At 35.0% G+C, this 16817-nt stretch carries 15 protein-coding genes; 4 read left to right on the forward strand and 11 right to left on the reverse strand.

What is annotated here, in order from left to right; genetic code table 11:
• Window positions 1–44: 44 nt before the first annotated feature.
• Complete coding sequence (locus tag CACET_RS19615; RefSeq protein WP_044824435.1) at window positions 45–1109, reverse strand: sensor histidine kinase; 1065 nt, start codon at window positions 1107–1109, stop codon at window positions 45–47.
• A gap of 157 nt (window positions 1110–1266) precedes the next feature.
• Between CACET_RS19615 and CACET_RS15095 the strand changes: the two genes are divergently transcribed.
• From CACET_RS15095 to CACET_RS15105, 3 genes are read left to right on the forward strand one after another with little or no spacing between them, the layout of a single operon-like run.
• Window positions 1267–2208: an ABC transporter ATP-binding protein gene (locus CACET_RS15095; RefSeq protein ID WP_341410589.1), complete on the forward strand. Its 942-nt coding sequence runs from the start codon at window positions 1267–1269 to the stop codon at window positions 2206–2208.
• Between the two features lie 11 nt (window positions 2209–2219).
• Window positions 2220–3335, forward strand: coding sequence for an ABC transporter permease (locus CACET_RS15100; protein WP_044824434.1), 1116 nt, complete (start codon window positions 2220–2222; stop codon window positions 3333–3335).
• Window positions 3322–4485 carry an ABC transporter permease gene (locus CACET_RS15105; RefSeq protein ID WP_044824433.1) on the forward strand — a complete coding sequence of 388 codons (1164 nt, stop codon included), beginning with the start codon at window positions 3322–3324 and terminating at the stop codon, window positions 4483–4485. Before CACET_RS15100 ends, CACET_RS15105 begins: the two co-directional genes overlap by 14 nt.
• Before the next feature lie 309 nt (window positions 4486–4794).
• Here the strand turns inward: CACET_RS15105 and CACET_RS15110 are convergent, their stop codons facing one another.
• The 5 genes from CACET_RS15110 to CACET_RS15130 form a co-directional block, all read right to left on the reverse strand.
• Complete coding sequence (locus CACET_RS15110; protein ID WP_341410592.1) at window positions 4795–5697, reverse strand: macrolide 2'-phosphotransferase; 903 nt, start codon at window positions 5695–5697, stop codon at window positions 4795–4797.
• A 169-nt stretch (window positions 5698–5866) separates the two neighbouring features.
• A complete protein-coding gene (locus tag CACET_RS15120; protein WP_044824430.1) occupies window positions 5867–7126 on the reverse strand; it encodes an MFS transporter in 1260 nt (419 codons plus the stop codon).
• 669 nt (window positions 7127–7795) lie between these two features.
• Entirely contained in the window at window positions 7796–7930 is a 135-nt protein-coding gene (locus CACET_RS21180; RefSeq protein WP_278287085.1) for a hypothetical protein, read from the reverse strand.
• A 281-nt stretch (window positions 7931–8211) separates the two neighbouring features.
• Window positions 8212–8736 carry a DinB family protein gene (locus CACET_RS15125; RefSeq protein WP_044824429.1) on the reverse strand — a complete coding sequence of 175 codons (525 nt, stop codon included), beginning with the start codon at window positions 8734–8736 and terminating at the stop codon, window positions 8212–8214.
• Between the two features lie 217 nt (window positions 8737–8953).
• Window positions 8954–9187 carry a GIY-YIG nuclease family protein gene (locus CACET_RS15130; protein ID WP_053072945.1) on the reverse strand — a complete coding sequence of 78 codons (234 nt, stop codon included), beginning with the start codon at window positions 9185–9187 and terminating at the stop codon, window positions 8954–8956.
• A 129-nt stretch (window positions 9188–9316) separates the two neighbouring features.
• On the opposite strand from CACET_RS15130, the gene CACET_RS15135 reads away from it, so the two are divergent.
• Window positions 9317–10864 carry a Na+/H+ antiporter NhaC family protein gene (locus tag CACET_RS15135; protein ID WP_044824428.1) on the forward strand — a complete coding sequence of 516 codons (1548 nt, stop codon included), beginning with the start codon at window positions 9317–9319 and terminating at the stop codon, window positions 10862–10864.
• 432 nt (window positions 10865–11296) lie between these two features.
• Here the strand turns inward: CACET_RS15135 and CACET_RS15140 are convergent, their stop codons facing one another.
• The 5 genes from CACET_RS15140 to CACET_RS15160 all read right to left on the reverse strand — a co-directional run bounded on the left by CACET_RS15140 (window position 11297) and on the right by CACET_RS15160 (window position 16280).
• On the reverse strand, window positions 11297–11917 hold the full coding sequence (locus CACET_RS15140) for an ABC transporter ATP-binding protein (RefSeq protein ID WP_044824427.1): 621 nt from the start codon (window positions 11915–11917) through the stop codon (window positions 11297–11299).
• A 27-nt stretch (window positions 11918–11944) separates the two neighbouring features.
• A complete protein-coding gene (locus CACET_RS15145; RefSeq protein ID WP_044824426.1) occupies window positions 11945–12736 on the reverse strand; it encodes an ATP-binding cassette domain-containing protein in 792 nt (263 codons plus the stop codon).
• A 15-nt stretch (window positions 12737–12751) separates the two neighbouring features.
• The gene (locus CACET_RS15150; RefSeq protein WP_044824425.1) at window positions 12752–13594 is read right to left on the reverse strand and encodes an ABC transporter permease; all 843 of its coding nucleotides are present in this window, start codon (window positions 13592–13594) and stop codon (window positions 12752–12754) included.
• A gap of 1 nt (window position 13595) precedes the next feature.
• Window positions 13596–14564, reverse strand: a complete 969-nt coding sequence (locus tag CACET_RS15155) for an ABC transporter permease (RefSeq protein ID WP_044824424.1) — start codon at window positions 14562–14564, stop codon at window positions 13596–13598.
• 87 nt (window positions 14565–14651) lie between these two features.
• Window positions 14652–16280, reverse strand: coding sequence for an ABC transporter substrate-binding protein (locus CACET_RS15160; RefSeq protein WP_044824423.1), 1629 nt, complete (start codon window positions 16278–16280; stop codon window positions 14652–14654).
• Window positions 16281–16817 lie beyond the last annotated feature (537 nt).

Raw genomic sequence — 16817 nt, forward strand, 5'->3', positions numbered from 1 at the left:
CCCCTCCCTAGCATATATATGGTTATTTGACATCTCAGAAATACTTATGGTTTCATAAATGAAATAAATATTCTAAACCCTTTTGTTTCATCGAAATTCACTATTCCGTTTAGTGATGCAACTCTTTGCTTTATACTCTCAAGACCCATTCCTTTGAAATTGCCATGGTCCAATTTTTTATCCCCATTATCATATATAATAAGCTGAAAAAGCTTTGGGTGTTCATATAGGCTTATAGAAACCAGGTCACCATTAGAGTGCTTCATAACATTTGATAGTGACTCTTTAATAATGCCTATAATGGCGTATTTAGCTTTGGCAGGCATATCTCCAGTTATTTCATAATTTAATGATGTTTCACAAAAAGTAAAATTTCTCAGCAACTTATTTATCTCACCGTAAAGGTCAATAGAATCCTCATATAGGTTATGAACACTTTCTCTTATGGAGTTCATACCTTCATTCAAAGTGTTCTTAACCACTTCAAGGCTTTTTACAGTATTCTCATCTTTACTTACGGCTATGACGGCTCCAATTTGCAAAATAGCACTTGAAAGTAGATGTCCCACATTATCGTGTATTTCTCGTGCAATTCTATTTCTTTCATTTAACGTAGCAAGATTAACCTCTACATCTTGTTTACTAACTAGCTCATTAATTTTTTCTTCAAGAGAAATGGAAAGCTCTGTTAGGTAATCCCTTTGGTTTATATAATCTTCTCGAAGTTTCTTTTCATTAGTTTCTCTTACTTTTAATAGGTACACAATTGTACTTATGCCTATTAAGACACTCATGGTGCCTAAAGAAAACTTGTTAAGGTGTAGGGTGTAGGGGATTAAGGCTAACAGTGTTAACATTTGGTTTTTAGTTCTTAATAGGTCATAGCTTATTAAGGGTAAAAAGAAAACAAATTGAACATAAAACCCTGATACTATAAAAAAAACTATAAATAACCCTTTGGCCAACTTCTCATTACTAAAATATTCCAACAGTCCACTTATAGCAATAGCTAATGCTATGGCAATAATCCCTTCATAGGGGGTAAATTCAAACAAAAGAAGCCCGCAGGTTCCTACAAAAATAATTAGTTTATTTAATATATTGCCCATGACTTGCCTCCCTTGCTTAATTTCACTTTAATTATAGCATAACCAAAGTATATCAATTTAAGAAAATATGACAATTGTCATATTAATCTCATGACAAATTACACTGCCCCTTATTAAATATTTCTACTACAATAAGATTATAAAAACAAAGAGAGGGATGATCACTGTGATAGTAAAAATTGAAAATCTAGTCAAAAGATATGGAGACTTAATAGCCCTTGACCATTTGAGCATTGAAATTAAAGAAGGTGAAATCTTTGGACTTTTAGGACCTAATGGTTCAGGAAAAACAACGGCTATAAATTGTCTACTATCTTTACTAAAGTTTGATAAAGGTAACATTGAAATCTTTGGGAAAGAGATGAATCCAGCGGCCTATGGCATAAAACACAACATAGGTATCGTTATGCAAAACGTAGCAGTTTTCGAAGAGCTAAATGTTTACGAGAACATTGATTACTTCTGTGGTCTTTATATAACTGATAAGAAAAAACGTAAAGAACTGGTAGATCAAGCAATTGATTTTGTAGCTTTAAAAGACTTTGTAAAGTTTCATCCCCCAAAATTAAGTGGTGGTCTTTTAAGAAGACTTAATATTGCTTGTGGAATCGCTCACAAACCAAAGCTAATCATTTTAGATGAGCCAACTGTTGCCGTTGACCCTCAAAGTAGGAACAATATTCTAGAAGGCATCAAAAGACTAAATAAAGAGGGGGCAACCATTATATATACCTCTCATTATATGGAGGAAATTGAACAGCTTTGTTCCAGGTTAGCTATATTAGATAAAGGTAAGGTAATTGCATCAGGAACAAAGGAAGAAGTTAAAGAAATGATCGCACTTGGTGAGAAGATTGTCGTAGAAACCTTTAATATAAATGAAGATCATCTAACTAAAATACGTAAATTACCTAATGTTATTGATGTTGAATTAAAAGAAAATACCTTAACCATTAGACAAAGAAATGGTGCAAGCAATCTTGTAAATATAATAAGTTTTATCGCTGAAAATGATATAAGCTACGGTAAAATTTATTCGGAGTTACCAACTCTAAATGATGTATTCCTTGAAATAACAGGAAAAGAATTAAGAGATTAAGGAGGTATATTATGTCATTTCATATTTTAAAATATAGCTTTAAATCCCTAGTTAAAGATAAGATGTCCTTATTTTGGATGCTTTGTTTTCCTCTTATTTTAGCAACATTTTTTAATCTAGCCTTTTCAAACCTAATGTCCAGTGAAGGCTTTGAAAAAGTTAAAATTATCATAACAACAGATCATATAATACCAGAAGGACTTGAGGATGCAATGAAGGAAAGCAATCTTTTTGATATATCTTATACCACTGAAACAGAAGCAAAAGAGCTTTTATCAGATAGAGAAATAACAGGATATATTAAAAATACCGATGAACTTGAACTTGTAATTTTCGGTTCTGGTCTTAACCAGTCTATAGCTAAAATCTTTTTAGACAATTATCTTCAAGTTTCAACAACCATTTATAATATCATTGACGGAAATCCTCAACTAATTCAAATGGGTTTTCTAGAAAATTTAAGCTTTAACGATGGGTTTACAGAGGAAATTCCCGCAAGTTCCTCAATGAATATGATTGTTGTATACTATTTTGCACTGCTGGCAATGACCTGCCTTTTCTCAGCCGTTACAGGGTGCTATGCCATATCACTCGTTCAAGCAAATCAATCTACCCTTGCAGCAAGAATTAATGTTGCACCTACACATAAATTAAAAGCGTTTCTATCGATGATCTCTGCTAGTATGTGTTTTCAGTTTATGTCGGCAATTATTGCAATTACCTATATCACACAGGTTTTAAAGGTAGACTTTGGTGATAGAATTCTACACATCGGAGTACTGTGTTTAGTAGGCTGTTTTACAGGAACTATGTTTGGTGCTTTATTCGGGTTGCTTGTAAAATTAAAGTCGGAAGTTAAGGATATGTTGGTGTCGAATATCATCATGATTATGTGCTTTCTATCCGGTATGATGGTTTTACAGATGAAATATATCGTTCAGGAAAAGGCTCCAATCATCGCCTATATTAATCCAGCAAATTTAATTACCGACGGTCTTTATGCACTATACTATTATGATACTTTTGATAGATACTTCCTAAACCTTACTTTGCTAGGTGGCCTAGGGTTAGTCTTTTGTACCATTACCATATTGGTTTTAAGGAGGCAAAAATATGCAAGTATTTAAAGCTTTTAGTAAAATTGTACCCAAAAAATTCCTTGGTGTTTTTATAATCTATACGATTATATTTGTCGGGCTTGCCATCTTTTTCTCAAGAAGTGGGTTGCCACAGATGGAAGATGCCTTTGAACTATCAAAAGTTAGGGTTTCTGTTATCAATGAAGACAATACAGCACTGGCCAATGGGTTAGAGAACTATATTAACAAGATTGCAAGACCTGTAGAAATCGAAATGGATGAGGAAAGCATCAAAGATGCACTTTTCTTTCGGCAAACAGAATTTATTGTTATGATTCCTAAAGGTTTTCAAGACAGTTTTACTTCATCAAATTATCAAAAGATAAATACCATGTCTGTTCCTGACTCCGCAAGTTCTGAATATGCAAAGACACTTATTGATAGATACTTAAATACTGCTAGACTGTATATTTCGACATACCCTGAAATTTCTTTTGAAGAGGTACACGAGAAAGTACTAACAGATATTTCAACAGAAGTAAATGTATCTTTCCTTGACAGGATAGCTGGTAATAGCATGTCTAACCTCAATGCATATTTTAACTTTTTATCTTATATATTAATAGCTATGCTTATATCCATGGTGGGCCGTATCATGTTAATCTTCAATAATAAAGAAATCAAAATGCGTAATTACTGTGCACCTATTAGTATTAAAAGCTATAATTTTCAGCTTATACTTGGTAACCTATCGCTTGCCTTTATTATTTGGTTGCTCTTTGTTGCATTGGCATTTATTATCAATAAAGGTACTTTAAACCAAACAGGCTCATTTTTATTTATAGTTAACTCATTTGTTTTAACAATTCTCTGTTTGAGCATAAGCTTTTTGGTTACTACCTTTGCAACAAAAAATTCCATTGATCCCATAGGAAACTGTCTATCCCTTGGATTATCATTTTTAGGTGGTTCCTTTGTACCACAAGCCCTTTTAAGTGATACATTACGAACTATCGGAACCTTCAACCCGATATTCTGGTATGTAAAGGTCAATGATGCTATAGGAGATCTTACTAACATTACTCAATCTACGCTTCAACCAATAATCTATGGTATACTAGTTCAGTTGGCTTTTACTGTTGCTTTCCTTGCCATTGCATTAGTGGTAATTAAACAAAGACGATATGCTCATCAGTAAAAATATTTTCTATACATTTATTAAAGAAATAAGAAAAGAAGGGGACGGCAGACCCCCATCTTTATAGGCAAAGACAAATAATCGTAAAACATCCCTTTTGAGCGATAAAAAGGGGAGTATGAAACGAGTAATAAATATATTAGGTACAAAGGAAATAATTAGGAGGCTAACAGATACAAAAGTATTTGTTAGCCTCGAATTTCATAAATATACTATATTCCTTGAAAACATTAGTGATTTAGTACGAAAAGCATAAAAAGCAATATGGAATAATCATCCATTTTCACTAAGTCTACCGCTCCTTGCTTATTACCTTTCACTTGCAAGCATATGTGCAGCCGTCTGATGCATATCTTTCATACCTGACACTTGAGCGTATTCGGCAACAGTGATACCACTTGTTGTTAGAAGCTCAACAATATGCTCATCCATTCTTGCCCAAGTTTTACCTCCTGCATTATCATAAGCGTCAATCAACTTCTTCAGTCCATCTTTGCCAAAGAGTAGATAATGAGACATGAAATCTACAGACACATCAGCTACCCCTACTTCTGTCCAATCAATTATTCCAGTAACATGATTGTTCTTATCAATAAGGATATGTCCTGGATGTAGATCTCCATGTTTTACCCCTGTATGAGACGGCCAAAGAGAGTCTTCAGCTAACCATGCTTGCCATCGGTCCCATAAATTTGAGTTGACATGATATTTTTCTTTCACACATTCCATTCGCTGTTTCATGGATGCTTTTAACTCACTAGCCCCAAGAATTTCAACACCGATATTTTTGAATTCATCTTGAGGTAATGCGTGTAAATTTGCTAGAGCTTTTCCTAATGAGTAATAATATTCAGATGGTACATTGGTTTCATCAAAACTCCATATATAAGCTTGTTGTTCAACGTCAATAGTAGCGGCTGGAATACCACTTAGCTGCTTATAGGCAATTAAGTCTTCTGAAAAAACCGACCAATCGGGAACTTGAAAGCTTGCATAGTTAGTTATGATATTTAACGCTTTTTTCTCCTGTAGAGCATGTCTCATAGATTCTGGTCTCCGAGGAATCCTTAGTATCCACTTATCTCCGTTTTCCACTTTGGCATGAGCGACTAGAAAGTCAACACCCGATCCATTAATTTTTATGGTGTCTTCCAAAATATCCAGACCTTTATTATTTGCTAATTCTTTAACTTTAAGTGTATTCATTTTCATTTCCTCCCAGTATTCATTTTATTATTGTCATCTAAAGGCAGAAAAACTGCCTTGCATCTTAATTCATTAGCTTCAATCTTTTTGTATTGTGGCTCATAAATATGATTCTCTTCATTTGTCATACACAACAGATAACAATCTTTACTTTTTTTAGATATTGATATGGTTTTTACATTTTGCAATCCATTGTCAGCAAAGATATGAATGTCTTGCAAATCACCATCATCAATAAAGCAGCCATCAATACTGCCCAGTGTATTTCAATCCATTCGAGAACAATTCCATATGCTAGCGCGCCAAGGGGCATACCGCCTCTAGAAATCATACTAACTAAAGAAAATACCCTAGACATATATTCATCTGGCGTTTCTCTCTGTATATAAGTTTGCACAGGTACAGATATAACTATATTGGCAAGACTAAATAGACCTAGCACGCCTGCCAATACAACCAAATATAGCATTGTATCATTTCCCAACATGGCTAAACTCTTTGGGAAAAGTAAAATAGAAAATAGTAGCATAGTCCCTAAAAGTAAACCACTACCAATTGTAAAAGGCTTTGTTACTTCCTCCTCTTTTCCAAACCAAATTCCTACCATCACACTCCCTAGTAGCGAACCTAATATAATAATTGTTTGCAAATACCCGTATTGAGTATCAGGATATTGTAAGTTCGTCTTAAAAAATAGTGGTAGAATGACACTAAAAATTGGTTGCACTACAAAGTAGATGACTAAAAAGAAATAACACATATTACGAATAATCCTGTTTTTCATGATGAACTGAATCCCTTCCAGCAGATCATTAATCATTCCCTTTGCTCCCTCTGTTTTTTTGCGTTTTACATGAACATACTGAATCATCATCTCACTGGCTCCCGATAGGAGAAATGAAGTCCCATTAATCATAAAAACCATTGTAATCCCGTATTTAGCGTATAAAACGGTGCCTACAACTGGTCCCAACATAATCGATAGACTCCTCATAGATGCAACAGTAGAATTACGTCTTGTCAGCTCCCCTTTATCAACAAGCTGGGGTAGCATTCCTCTTGTGGCTGGTTCAAACAAGCCATTTAATAAAGAAATCACTGCCTGAACTATTAATAATAGAGGAATCCCCATAAATCCCCAATATGAGATAAATCCTAAAGCTAATATTACCCCTGCACTAATCAAGTCTGTTACCACCATAATCATTTTTCTATTCATCCTATCTCCAATGACACCTGCGAAGGGATAGATGATCAATGCTGGCAACAATGATAAGAAGGAAAACAATCCAATTGTGGCAGCTGAGCCTCCGATGTCTATAATATATAGCGGCATAATCATCATTTGTACACTATTACCTATATCAGATACCATTCTACCAAGTAGGAATAACATAAAATTATTATTTAAAATATTTTTCCTTTTTTTATTCATTACTTCACTCCTATTTTTCTGTGTTTTTTGCAACAAAAAAACACAGGTTGGCTGCCTGTGCATTGAGTAACGGAAAATATATAACAAAATAGAAACACCTTGCATTTCATTATAGAAACAAGTTGTTCTTACACTTTAAATATATGGTCATTTTAAGAAAACTTTTCAATAGGCTTTTAAAATAAGGAAAAACAAGTACTATTATTATTTTTGCAGATACATACTTGCAAATTTAATAAATCTAAAATTAAACTAAGAACGCAAAAATAGTCATAGTTTTAGCCTTACTGATATTATAATGGTAAAATTTCTCATTGATTATGATTTTATTTTTAGACACACAAAAAGAGGGTAGATTTGTCCCTCCTTTTTTAACGTCTCATATAAATTTAATCATCGTTAATAAGGTTTTCTTAAAAATAGGCAGACCAATCCCGATTACTCTACACATAGGTAGATCCTTTAAGCACTATTCAATTAGTTGCATAAAGTATAAAATCGAGATCTAAACATTCCACACATTTTTAAGTAACCCTCCATTCTCTTTTAATTCATTAATATAATAACATATATATTTAGCTTTAGCAAACATAAATCTCGCCCTCTCGTCCCCTTGCTTATTATTTCATTGCAAATTACCAATCACTAATCCACCCATCAACCTATAAGCTATATATCTAGTAATAATCTGATCATAGCTGCATTATTATGAACGGGTACTAAAGTAATCAGCATAAAAAGAACACTCCAGTTAAAAGTGTCCTCGTCTATAATCTCTGTTACGGTAGGTACCGCTGTTGTCAATCTTACTATATTCCCCTTTGATACTGAATTTACATCAACAGCAAATCAAAATTTCCTACAGCATATCTCCATTTCAGCAGTAAATGGAAATATGCATTTTGCTCACCACCTAAATATATATCTTGAATTATCATAGGCCACAATCTTAGTTCACGCTTTCTTTCCTTGCATGGTATAGGGTTTGTTATTTTCTCTACTGAATTTTACAATTTTTTGATTCTTCCTGAGAATATATACTGTATCCCAATCATTATCATAATCATCACTAAAGTGTTCCATCATTATTTTTTACAGGTTGCATATAGAAATCGCCCATAGCCTATCTCCGCTGCATTTTTCATTAATTCTCCATTTAGCCAAAGTGCAATATCGACAAAACTCCTATCTGCTAATGGCCATTTAGCATGCTTCTTTAAATGATAATCTTCCTCCGACAACTCATTTAGTTTTGATACCCATTCATCCCGTAATAATTTTATTGCTTCTTTTGCCTTGTCAACACTCCCTGGCCAAGGGATGTCTTCTTTATTTAATGTGCCTTCTCCAAAATTGCAATCTAATGCAGTAGTCCACCAATATATAATATGCCACATAGTCCATGCAATACTGGAGGGTCCAATCTCATAACTTTCCCTTTCAGGCCAATCTATGCACCACCCATCCTCTTGCTTACGTACCTGGAGACCTGAGAGGTTGAATGTCCAAAGTGCCTCTGTCTCCTCAAGGTTTTCAATATGGTAAAGATAAAGTTGCCAGCACATGTCTAGCTGAAATAGTATATTTTCTTTTATTTGATGATCTCTCATTGATTGTAACACTCCTTCATTTATTAACATCTAGTCTGCTTTAAGTATCATTATAGATTATCTGAGTATACCACTAAACCATGGTTAATACAATAAACGTATAGTTTGCCACCAATAGTTATTGGAAACTGTTTTACTTTGAACGCCCAACGCATCTGCAATATTTTTCTGTGTAAGTTTTTTTCTTTTCACAGATTAGCAATCAGTTTCCCTATTTTCACACAATCCATATCCTCCTTGCATTAGGATCAGCAGCTAAACACTGCTCCCTTAAACTTTCTAACTCCGCTGTATGATCTTCGTTTGGGTCATCATACTTTAACACTTTGATAACTGATAGTTCAAAGTTTTCTCTGCCGTATTTGTTCCAAAGTTCCTGTAATCCTTTATTGAGGTGTCTGTTTTTATAGGCTTCTAAGAGTTCTCTATCACTTGAAGGTTTTGCAGTCACCGTTTTTTTGCTACATATCAAATCAATTGATTCACATTTATAAAAATTATTGCATGATTATTTATACTGATGTATAATCATAACAATGCGAATTTACATAGACTATATTATAAAAAGGGGAATGTTATTATGGAACACATGGGGATTTTATCATTATTACCACCTATACTAGCAATTGTATTATCTATCATTACAAAGAATGTTATCGTCTCGCTTTTTCTTGGAGGTTTAGCCGGCATCTTAGTATTGGTAGGTGGAAACCCTATCACAGGTATTACTACCATGATACAAGATTACTTATTTGTTCAACTGACGGACAGCTATAATGCAGGCGTATTGGTTTTATTAGTGTTTATTGGAGGATTTGTTACCTTGATTGAATCCTCTGGTGGAGCTGTTGCATTTGCTAAAAATGTATCTAAATACATTAATACAAGGGCAAAAGCCCAGTTATCAGCTTGGATAGGGGGAATTGGTATATTCTTTTCAGATTTAGGAACACCTCTTATTGTAGGGCCTATATTTGAACCTATTACGGATAAAATTAGAATATCTAGAGAAAAATTAGCTTGGATTATAGATTCTACAGCATCTCCTGTATGTGTATTGGTACCCTTCATAGGTTGGGGAGTATATGTTATGGGATTAATACAAAAAGAATATGAAGTTTTAAATATTATAGAATCTGATTGGACTGCATTTGTTCGTGCCATACCCTTTCAGTTCTATCCTATACTAGCCATACTAATGGTACCATTGGTGGCTTTTACAGGTATAGAATTCGGACCAATGGCTAAGGCAGAAAAAAGAACCCAGGAAACAGGGGAGACCTTCTGGCCAGGAGCAAAACTTTTACGTCAATCGGATTCAATGATAGAAACCCATCATAATAGTAAAGCTATCTTAGTTTGGCTACCTATATTGGTTCTATTGGTTACATTGTTTGCTCTTTTAATTCCTAAAGGCTTTCCATTCCAACCGGTGCCTGGAGGAGTATTCAGAACAGCACTGACTACTGGTTATTTTTTAGCAGCACTGGTTTTGATGAGCATGATGGTTTATTACAAAGTCAAGAAAGTTAATGAGGCTTTTGATACTTACATTAAAGGCATGCAGAAAATGATGACAGTTTCCATCATATTAGTTCTAGCGTGGTCCTTAAGTTCTGTTATTAAAGAAATGGGTACTGCCAATTATATTGTAGAAATCTCACAAAACACTATAGCTCCTTGGGCAATACCTAGTATGGTATTTATTGCTGGAGCAATCATGTCCTTTTCTACTGGATCATCGTGGGGCACCTTTGCAATATTAATACCCATCGCCATACCAATGGCTCATTCCTTAGGGGCTCCTATGTACGTTAGTATTGCAGCTGTACTTTCTGGTGGATTGTTTGGAGATCATTGTTCTCCTATATCCGATACAACCATTTTAGCTTCAACCGGTGCAGGATGTGATCATGTTGACCACGTAAAAACACAAGTGCCCTATGCCCTAATAAATGCTGTCGCCAGCTTAACGGCCTACGCTATAGCTGGTTTAACTGGCAGTGTAGCCACTCTGTTTTTGGCTATAGGCCTTATGATAGTTATATTAATGGTTGCTTCAAAGATAAGTGGAACAAAAATACCCAACTTAACTTTAGAGGAAATAACAAAATCAAAATCCAGTTAAAAACCAAAGTGAAATTGCCCTCTCCTGTTTAAATCAGGAAAGGGCAATTTTTTAAATGACTTTGTAAATTCATGACAGAACATCATTTCTCCTTAAAATCCTTTGACAACATCTTGTGTATATCCTCTTTAGAAATAATGATATCCCCATGGAGAGTACAACCATTCTTAGTAAGTAGATTTTTCTATATCAATTACATAACTATAGTTATATCTTCCTTTAACTTTTTTAATAACTTTAAAATTCAATTCAGTATAACCTGGAGAACTTTCAGTCTATAGTCCTTCTTTTTCCATATGTACTGTTTCCTCCTGATCACCCTCTTCAACAGTAATAACCTCTTCCCTGTGTTTTCTGTTAATTTTATAAAATAAAAAAACAGCTGCAATTTTTTTAAAATTGCAGCTGTTTTTTACTTTTTCTTATTCTTATCTATACTGCACTTGCATAAGAATTTTTTTTAACATCATAAATTCTGTCACACAATCTGTTTAATAGGCTTTTCTCGTGACTGACAACTACTAAACCTAAAGATCGTTCCCTACATATTTGTATGAGTTCATACCATATTTTAGCCTGAGTAATAGCATCAAGCATTGTAGTCATCTCATCTGCAATGATGTATTTTGTATTGGGATTAAGGGCTCTGACAATGCAAAATCTCTGAAGTTCACCTCCAGATAGTTCTATGGGCCATCTATTCATCCACTCATCCCTAATCTCAAACTTATCCAAAATATCCTGTTGAGGAACATAGGATTCCGTCAAGATATCCCTCATGCGCCATTTAGGGTTTACAGCCTTTTCAGGATGCTGAAATATAAGCTGTATTGGTTGAAATCCTATATCCACAATCTTTTTACCGTCTAACATTACCTGCCCCTCTTTGGGTTTTATGTAACTTCCTAGTATTCTTGCTAAAGTTGTTTTTCCTGAACCACTGTATCCCGAAAGTCCAAGAACTTCTCCTGGCTGTAAACAGATATTTACATCCTTTAAAACCCACTGATTCTTTTTATAATAGTGTCCTATATTTTCGCTGATAAGCGCCATTTTATCACCACCTCATACTTCAGTTTATTAAAAAGAAAACTCATTTTGTGGTAAAGCATTCCATAACTTCCTAGTATATTCCTCTTTTAACTGCTCTCCCTTCCCTTGAAATGCTTTAGCATCTGCAATTTCTACTGTTTTACCATCTTTAATAACAGCAACACGGTCCGCTACCTCCAGTGCTGATACAATATCATGGGTAATCAACATAACTCCTGCCCCATTTTTTGCAAAATCAGCCAGTTGTGATAAAATTTCCGATAGTGCTTCAGGGTGAATACCTGGTGTTGGTTCATCTGCAACAACAAGCCTAACGCCCTCTCGTACACATGTGGCAAACATCACTCTTCTTAACATTCCCCCAGACAATTCAAAGGGAAATAGTTCACCGTCACTCTCTTTTAGCTCATACTTTGCAAAAAGTTGTTTTTGCTGCTTTTCAGCGGTTTTTTTATGCAATCCAATCTGAACCTGTTTTCCTACTTTCATTAAAGGGTCTAGATAATTTACTGATTGAGGGATGAAGGCTATCTCTTTCCCTCTAAGCTGCTCTTTCCTTTCATCTGTAAGTTCCTCACCACGATAAATGATGTTTCCTTGACAAATGGCATTACCAGGTAATATGCCTAGAATTGCATGGGCAAGGAGACTTTTACCTGAACCACTTGCCCCCACTACCGCCATGATTTCTCCTTCTTTTATATCTACGCTTAAATCTGATATTGGCTGAATTATACGAGTTTTTGTAGCTCTCACATATTGAATAAAGGAGATGGAAAGCTTTTCAACCTTTAGAAAGTTATTATTTGCGTTATTCATTCAATCTTCTCCTCCTTATTCATTTGAACTGCTGGGATCCATTAGCATTCTAAGTTGTTCCCCTATATTGTCAAAGCTTTTGACAACAACCACCAGCATTAATCCTGGGAAGAAAGCCAGCCACCACATACCAGTAGAAGTATGCCTCATAGCTTCAGAAAGGATAATGCCTATAGCAGGCGTTTGAGGAGATAGTCCGAAGCCTAAAAATGTTATGCCTGCTTCGTGTAAAATAACGTGAGGAAATAATAATAGAAATCCAATCATAACCTGTGGCAAAATATGAGGAATAACATGTTGTTTTGCAATAAACCAGCTAGATTTTCCAAACCTTCTGGATATGTTGATATATTCAGCATTTTTTATTTGTAGTACCTCCGCACGAATGATTCTAGCTAAAGAAGGCCAATGGGTTAAGGAAACGCCTAAAATAACCCCCCTCATCCCTCCACCTGCCATAAAGGAAATCAAAAGGATAAAAACTAAATGAGGCATTCCTATAAACAAATCAATAAACCAAGAAATAATTGTATCCACAGCTTTTCCAAAGACAGCTGCACATACACCCAATACCGTAGCAACTACTGCACTAATTGCTGAAGCAAAAGCACCCACCATCAATGAAAGTCGTAAGCCCTTTATCGTTCTTGTAAACATATCCCGTCCAAGCCAGTCAGTGCCGAATAAATAGGAAAAACTGGGAGAAAAGTTCATTGTTGTCCCATTGGTTTGCAACCTGTCATTCCCTAACAAAACACTTAGTAACAGTATTACAATAATAAAGGAAGCAGAAATCCAAATACTGACTAAGATTTGTTTTCTTCCATTGAATTTATGTTTAGCATCGATCATTTCCATATCAATTCACCTCTTTCATTCTAGGATCTACAACTGTGTTTAAGATATCGGCAATAAAATTTCCCGAAAACACAAACAGAGCACTGAAAATGATAATCCCCATAAGTAGTGGTAAATCACCGCTTAATCCTGCTGTGGTAAGGGTAGATCCTAATCCTGGATAGGAAAAAACCTGTTCTGCTAGTACAGACCCTCCAAACAATTCTCCAAAGTAAGCAAATTGTAAAGTCATAGCTGGAATAATGGTATTGCGGAAGCCATGGTTCCAGAAAATTTCCCACTTTTTCTCACCTCTAGCTTTAGCAAAAATAACATATTCACTGTTTAATACATCTAGCATTTTCTCTCTTGTATGTAAAGCAACATTTGCTACCCCTAAGACACTCAATGTCAATGCCGGTAGGATAAAATGACGTACTCGATCAATAAATTGCACTTCATGTTTTAAAAGCCCTGGCGGCACCGCCAGACCGACAGGTAACCACTTTAACCACACGGCAAATATAATTAAAAAGATTAGTCCCAACCAATATGTTGGCGTTGAAGCCAGTATATAACTATACCACCTTATAATCTTATCAATAAGTTTACCTTGATTCATAGATGCCACTACTCCAAGGATAAATCCAAAAACCCCCGATAGCAGCCAAGCAGCCCCCATTAAAGCTAGAGATGCTGCGAACCTATGTTTTACTATCTCTATAACTGGTCTACGATATAGTTTAGATGTTCCAAGATTTCCCGCTGATAACGCCCTTATCCAAGAAATATATTGTTCAACAGGAGACTTGTTCACACCCCAATATTCCTCTATTTTTTCGATTTGCTCTGGCGTTACAGATGTATCTCCACCAATATAAGCCTTCACTGGATCAATAGGAGATTGATACATCAAATAAAATGAAAGAATAGACAGTCCTATCAGTAGTGTAATTATTCTACACAATCTTAATGTTATGATCTTTAACATTTTCGTCTTCACCTCTCTCTAATAAAAAGGGTGGCTTATGCAACTTTAAACAAGTCCCAAAACTCACCCTCCTATCTCTTTATCTCATTAATTCTTCCAGTTCCACTCTGTTATATTTCCCAAGATGGACCATTCCTGTCCATGCGAAACAATTGGCTGTTTCCCTAAATCTAATTTTTCATTTGCTAAATAGGTATGATCAAATCTAAGCAGCCATACAATAGGAGCATCTCCTAGTAAACTAAATCCAGTTTCTCCATCCCATTGTGCAAGCTTCCAATACTTATTTGCTTCCTCCTGACTAGAAGCATTCATTGCTTTTTGAAGATATTCATCTACTTTAGGATTTTGATAATTAGGCATATTATTAATTCCAGTATCTATAGCATTAGAAGAATACATGGTATAAAGCTGATGGGCATGGTGTCTTCCTCCACCCCATACAACTGCATTAGTTTTTCCCTTCAAGAAAATCTCATCCCAAGTAGTTCCTACAGTGTTAATCTTAATACCTAATTCCTTTGCCATATCTGCTACAACCAAAGCAATATCAGTTCGCAGCTGATCACTTGCTGAGTGATAGAGATCAAATTCAGCCTTTAAACCATCCTTTTCTAGGATCCCATCATTATCCGTATCTATCCAACCAGCATCAGCTAAAATCTTTTTAGCTTCTTCTATATTTCCGTCCTCTACTACAGTATCAGAATTAAACCATGGCATTTTGTCACAAAGGGAATAAGCTTTCTGTCCATGACCTTTCAGCACAATATCTATCAAGTTTTGGCGGTTAAGACCTACAGCAAGTGCTCTTCTTATAGCAATATCCGAGGTTACGTCATTACCAACCTCCACCTCATTTCCACTGGTGAGACCCTTTGCCCCACTTTTTACCGTAGGTAGTACTAATCCTCTGACATCAATACTTTCAAAAGCCCTTAGAACCATTCCTTCTATTTTCTGATCTGCAAAAGCAGTAGGAACATAAGCAATATCAACTTCACCAGCTCTAGCTGCTGCTAGTGCAGTGTCCTCGCTTAAAAGTAAGAAGGTTAGCTTTTTAAACTGTGGTTTAGTACCATAATAATGAGGATTTTCTTCTAATATTAGCTGCTGACCCTCATCATATTGAGCTACCACATAGGGCCCAGAGCCAATAGGATTATTAGAATAGTTATCGTCATATATATCTTTAGGAACAATTCCAATTTCAGTTAATTGGCCTACAAATGTAGATCTAGGCTCAGTTAAATTAAAAATAATAGTCTTTTTGTCTTGAACCTCAATATTGTCTACAAAGGATAAATCAAACTTTATCCCATCTTCCTTCAGCATTTCATATGTAAATACAACATCTTCGATAGTTACTGCTTCTCCATTTGAAAACTTCACGTCATCTCGAAGGGAAAACATCCATTGCAGACCATCTTCACTGATTTCATAAGTAGTAGCTAAATCACCAAGAATATTTAAATCGGCATCTCGCTTTAATAAAGAACTATGTGTTAATCTTATCTGTCCGTGTGTCCCCCATCCTTTTTTAGGATCAAACTGCCCATTATCTACAAGTCCTAAAGCAAGAACTAGCTCATCCTTGGCTTCGATAATTTCTGTGTCTGCCACTTCAACTGGTTTATTAGTGGAACAACCTGCAAAAGCAAAAACAAAAGCACATAATAATGCAACTAATGTAAATCTTAATTTTTTGTTTTTCATCTCTTTTCCTCCCTCTTATCTCATATAATTTTTTGCAAATAAAATACAGGTATTATTCCTATGACCTATATTTTTATTTACAAGCTGTACCACATTTGAAGTTAGTACAATCTAACTTTACTGTTTTTTAAAATGAATGACAATAGTTTTCAGTTAATCTTCAGATTTCTTCAGAATTTATATTTATATAAGTCGCAATAAATATATTACATCCGCTACACCACAGGGACAGTGCCTTAAGATTGATATATAGTTGATTTCTAATCAAAAAGCTGATAAACTAAAGAAAGTTAGAGGGATCAAACTTTTTGTTTTAAATGGAGTTAATGGCACTAAAAAAATATATGAGTATTCATCTTTGTTATATTCCCTTACCCTAGGCGTTAACTTAATACAATTATTGTCAAAATCCTCTGGAACTGTCATTTTACTAACACTAAGATCCTTCGACTCCGCTTTGCTCCACTCAGGATGACAAATTATAGCTTAAGTTAACGCTAATGATTCCGTTATAAAGCTTTATGCTTATTACTTAAT

It is taken from the genome of Clostridium aceticum (genome assembly GCF_001042715.1).
In the GTDB taxonomy this organism is placed as follows: Bacteria; Bacillota; Clostridia; order Peptostreptococcales; family Natronincolaceae; genus Andreesenella; species Andreesenella acetica.

What these genes read in the sequence shown, in the direction of transcription:
- CACET_RS19615 (WP_044824435.1), bottom strand. Translation starts at nt 1,109, where the DNA reads ATGGGCAATATATTAAATAAACTAATTATTTTTGTAGGAACCTGCGGG.
- CACET_RS15095 (WP_341410589.1), top strand. Translation starts at nt 1,267, where the DNA reads ATGATCACTGTGATAGTAAAAATTGAAAATCTAGTCAAAAGATATGGA.
- CACET_RS15100 (WP_044824434.1), top strand. Translation starts at nt 2,220, where the DNA reads ATGTCATTTCATATTTTAAAATATAGCTTTAAATCCCTAGTTAAAGAT.
- CACET_RS15105 (WP_044824433.1), top strand. Translation starts at nt 3,322, where the DNA reads ATGCAAGTATTTAAAGCTTTTAGTAAAATTGTACCCAAAAAATTCCTT.
- CACET_RS15110 (WP_341410592.1), bottom strand. Translation starts at nt 5,697, where the DNA reads ATGAAAATGAATACACTTAAAGTTAAAGAATTAGCAAATAATAAAGGT.
- CACET_RS15120 (WP_044824430.1), bottom strand. Translation starts at nt 7,126, where the DNA reads ATGAATAAAAAAAGGAAAAATATTTTAAATAATAATTTTATGTTATTC.
- CACET_RS15125 (WP_044824429.1), bottom strand. Translation starts at nt 8,736, where the DNA reads ATGAGAGATCATCAAATAAAAGAAAATATACTATTTCAGCTAGACATG.
- CACET_RS15135 (WP_044824428.1), top strand. Translation starts at nt 9,317, where the DNA reads ATGGAACACATGGGGATTTTATCATTATTACCACCTATACTAGCAATT.
- CACET_RS15140 (WP_044824427.1), bottom strand. Translation starts at nt 11,917, where the DNA reads ATGGCGCTTATCAGCGAAAATATAGGACACTATTATAAAAAGAATCAG.
- CACET_RS15145 (WP_044824426.1), bottom strand. Translation starts at nt 12,736, where the DNA reads ATGAATAACGCAAATAATAACTTTCTAAAGGTTGAAAAGCTTTCCATC.
- CACET_RS15150 (WP_044824425.1), bottom strand. Translation starts at nt 13,594, where the DNA reads ATGGAAATGATCGATGCTAAACATAAATTCAATGGAAGAAAACAAATC.
- CACET_RS15155 (WP_044824424.1), bottom strand. Translation starts at nt 14,564, where the DNA reads ATGTTAAAGATCATAACATTAAGATTGTGTAGAATAATTACACTACTG.
- CACET_RS15160 (WP_044824423.1), bottom strand. Translation starts at nt 16,280, where the DNA reads ATGAAAAACAAAAAATTAAGATTTACATTAGTTGCATTATTATGTGCT.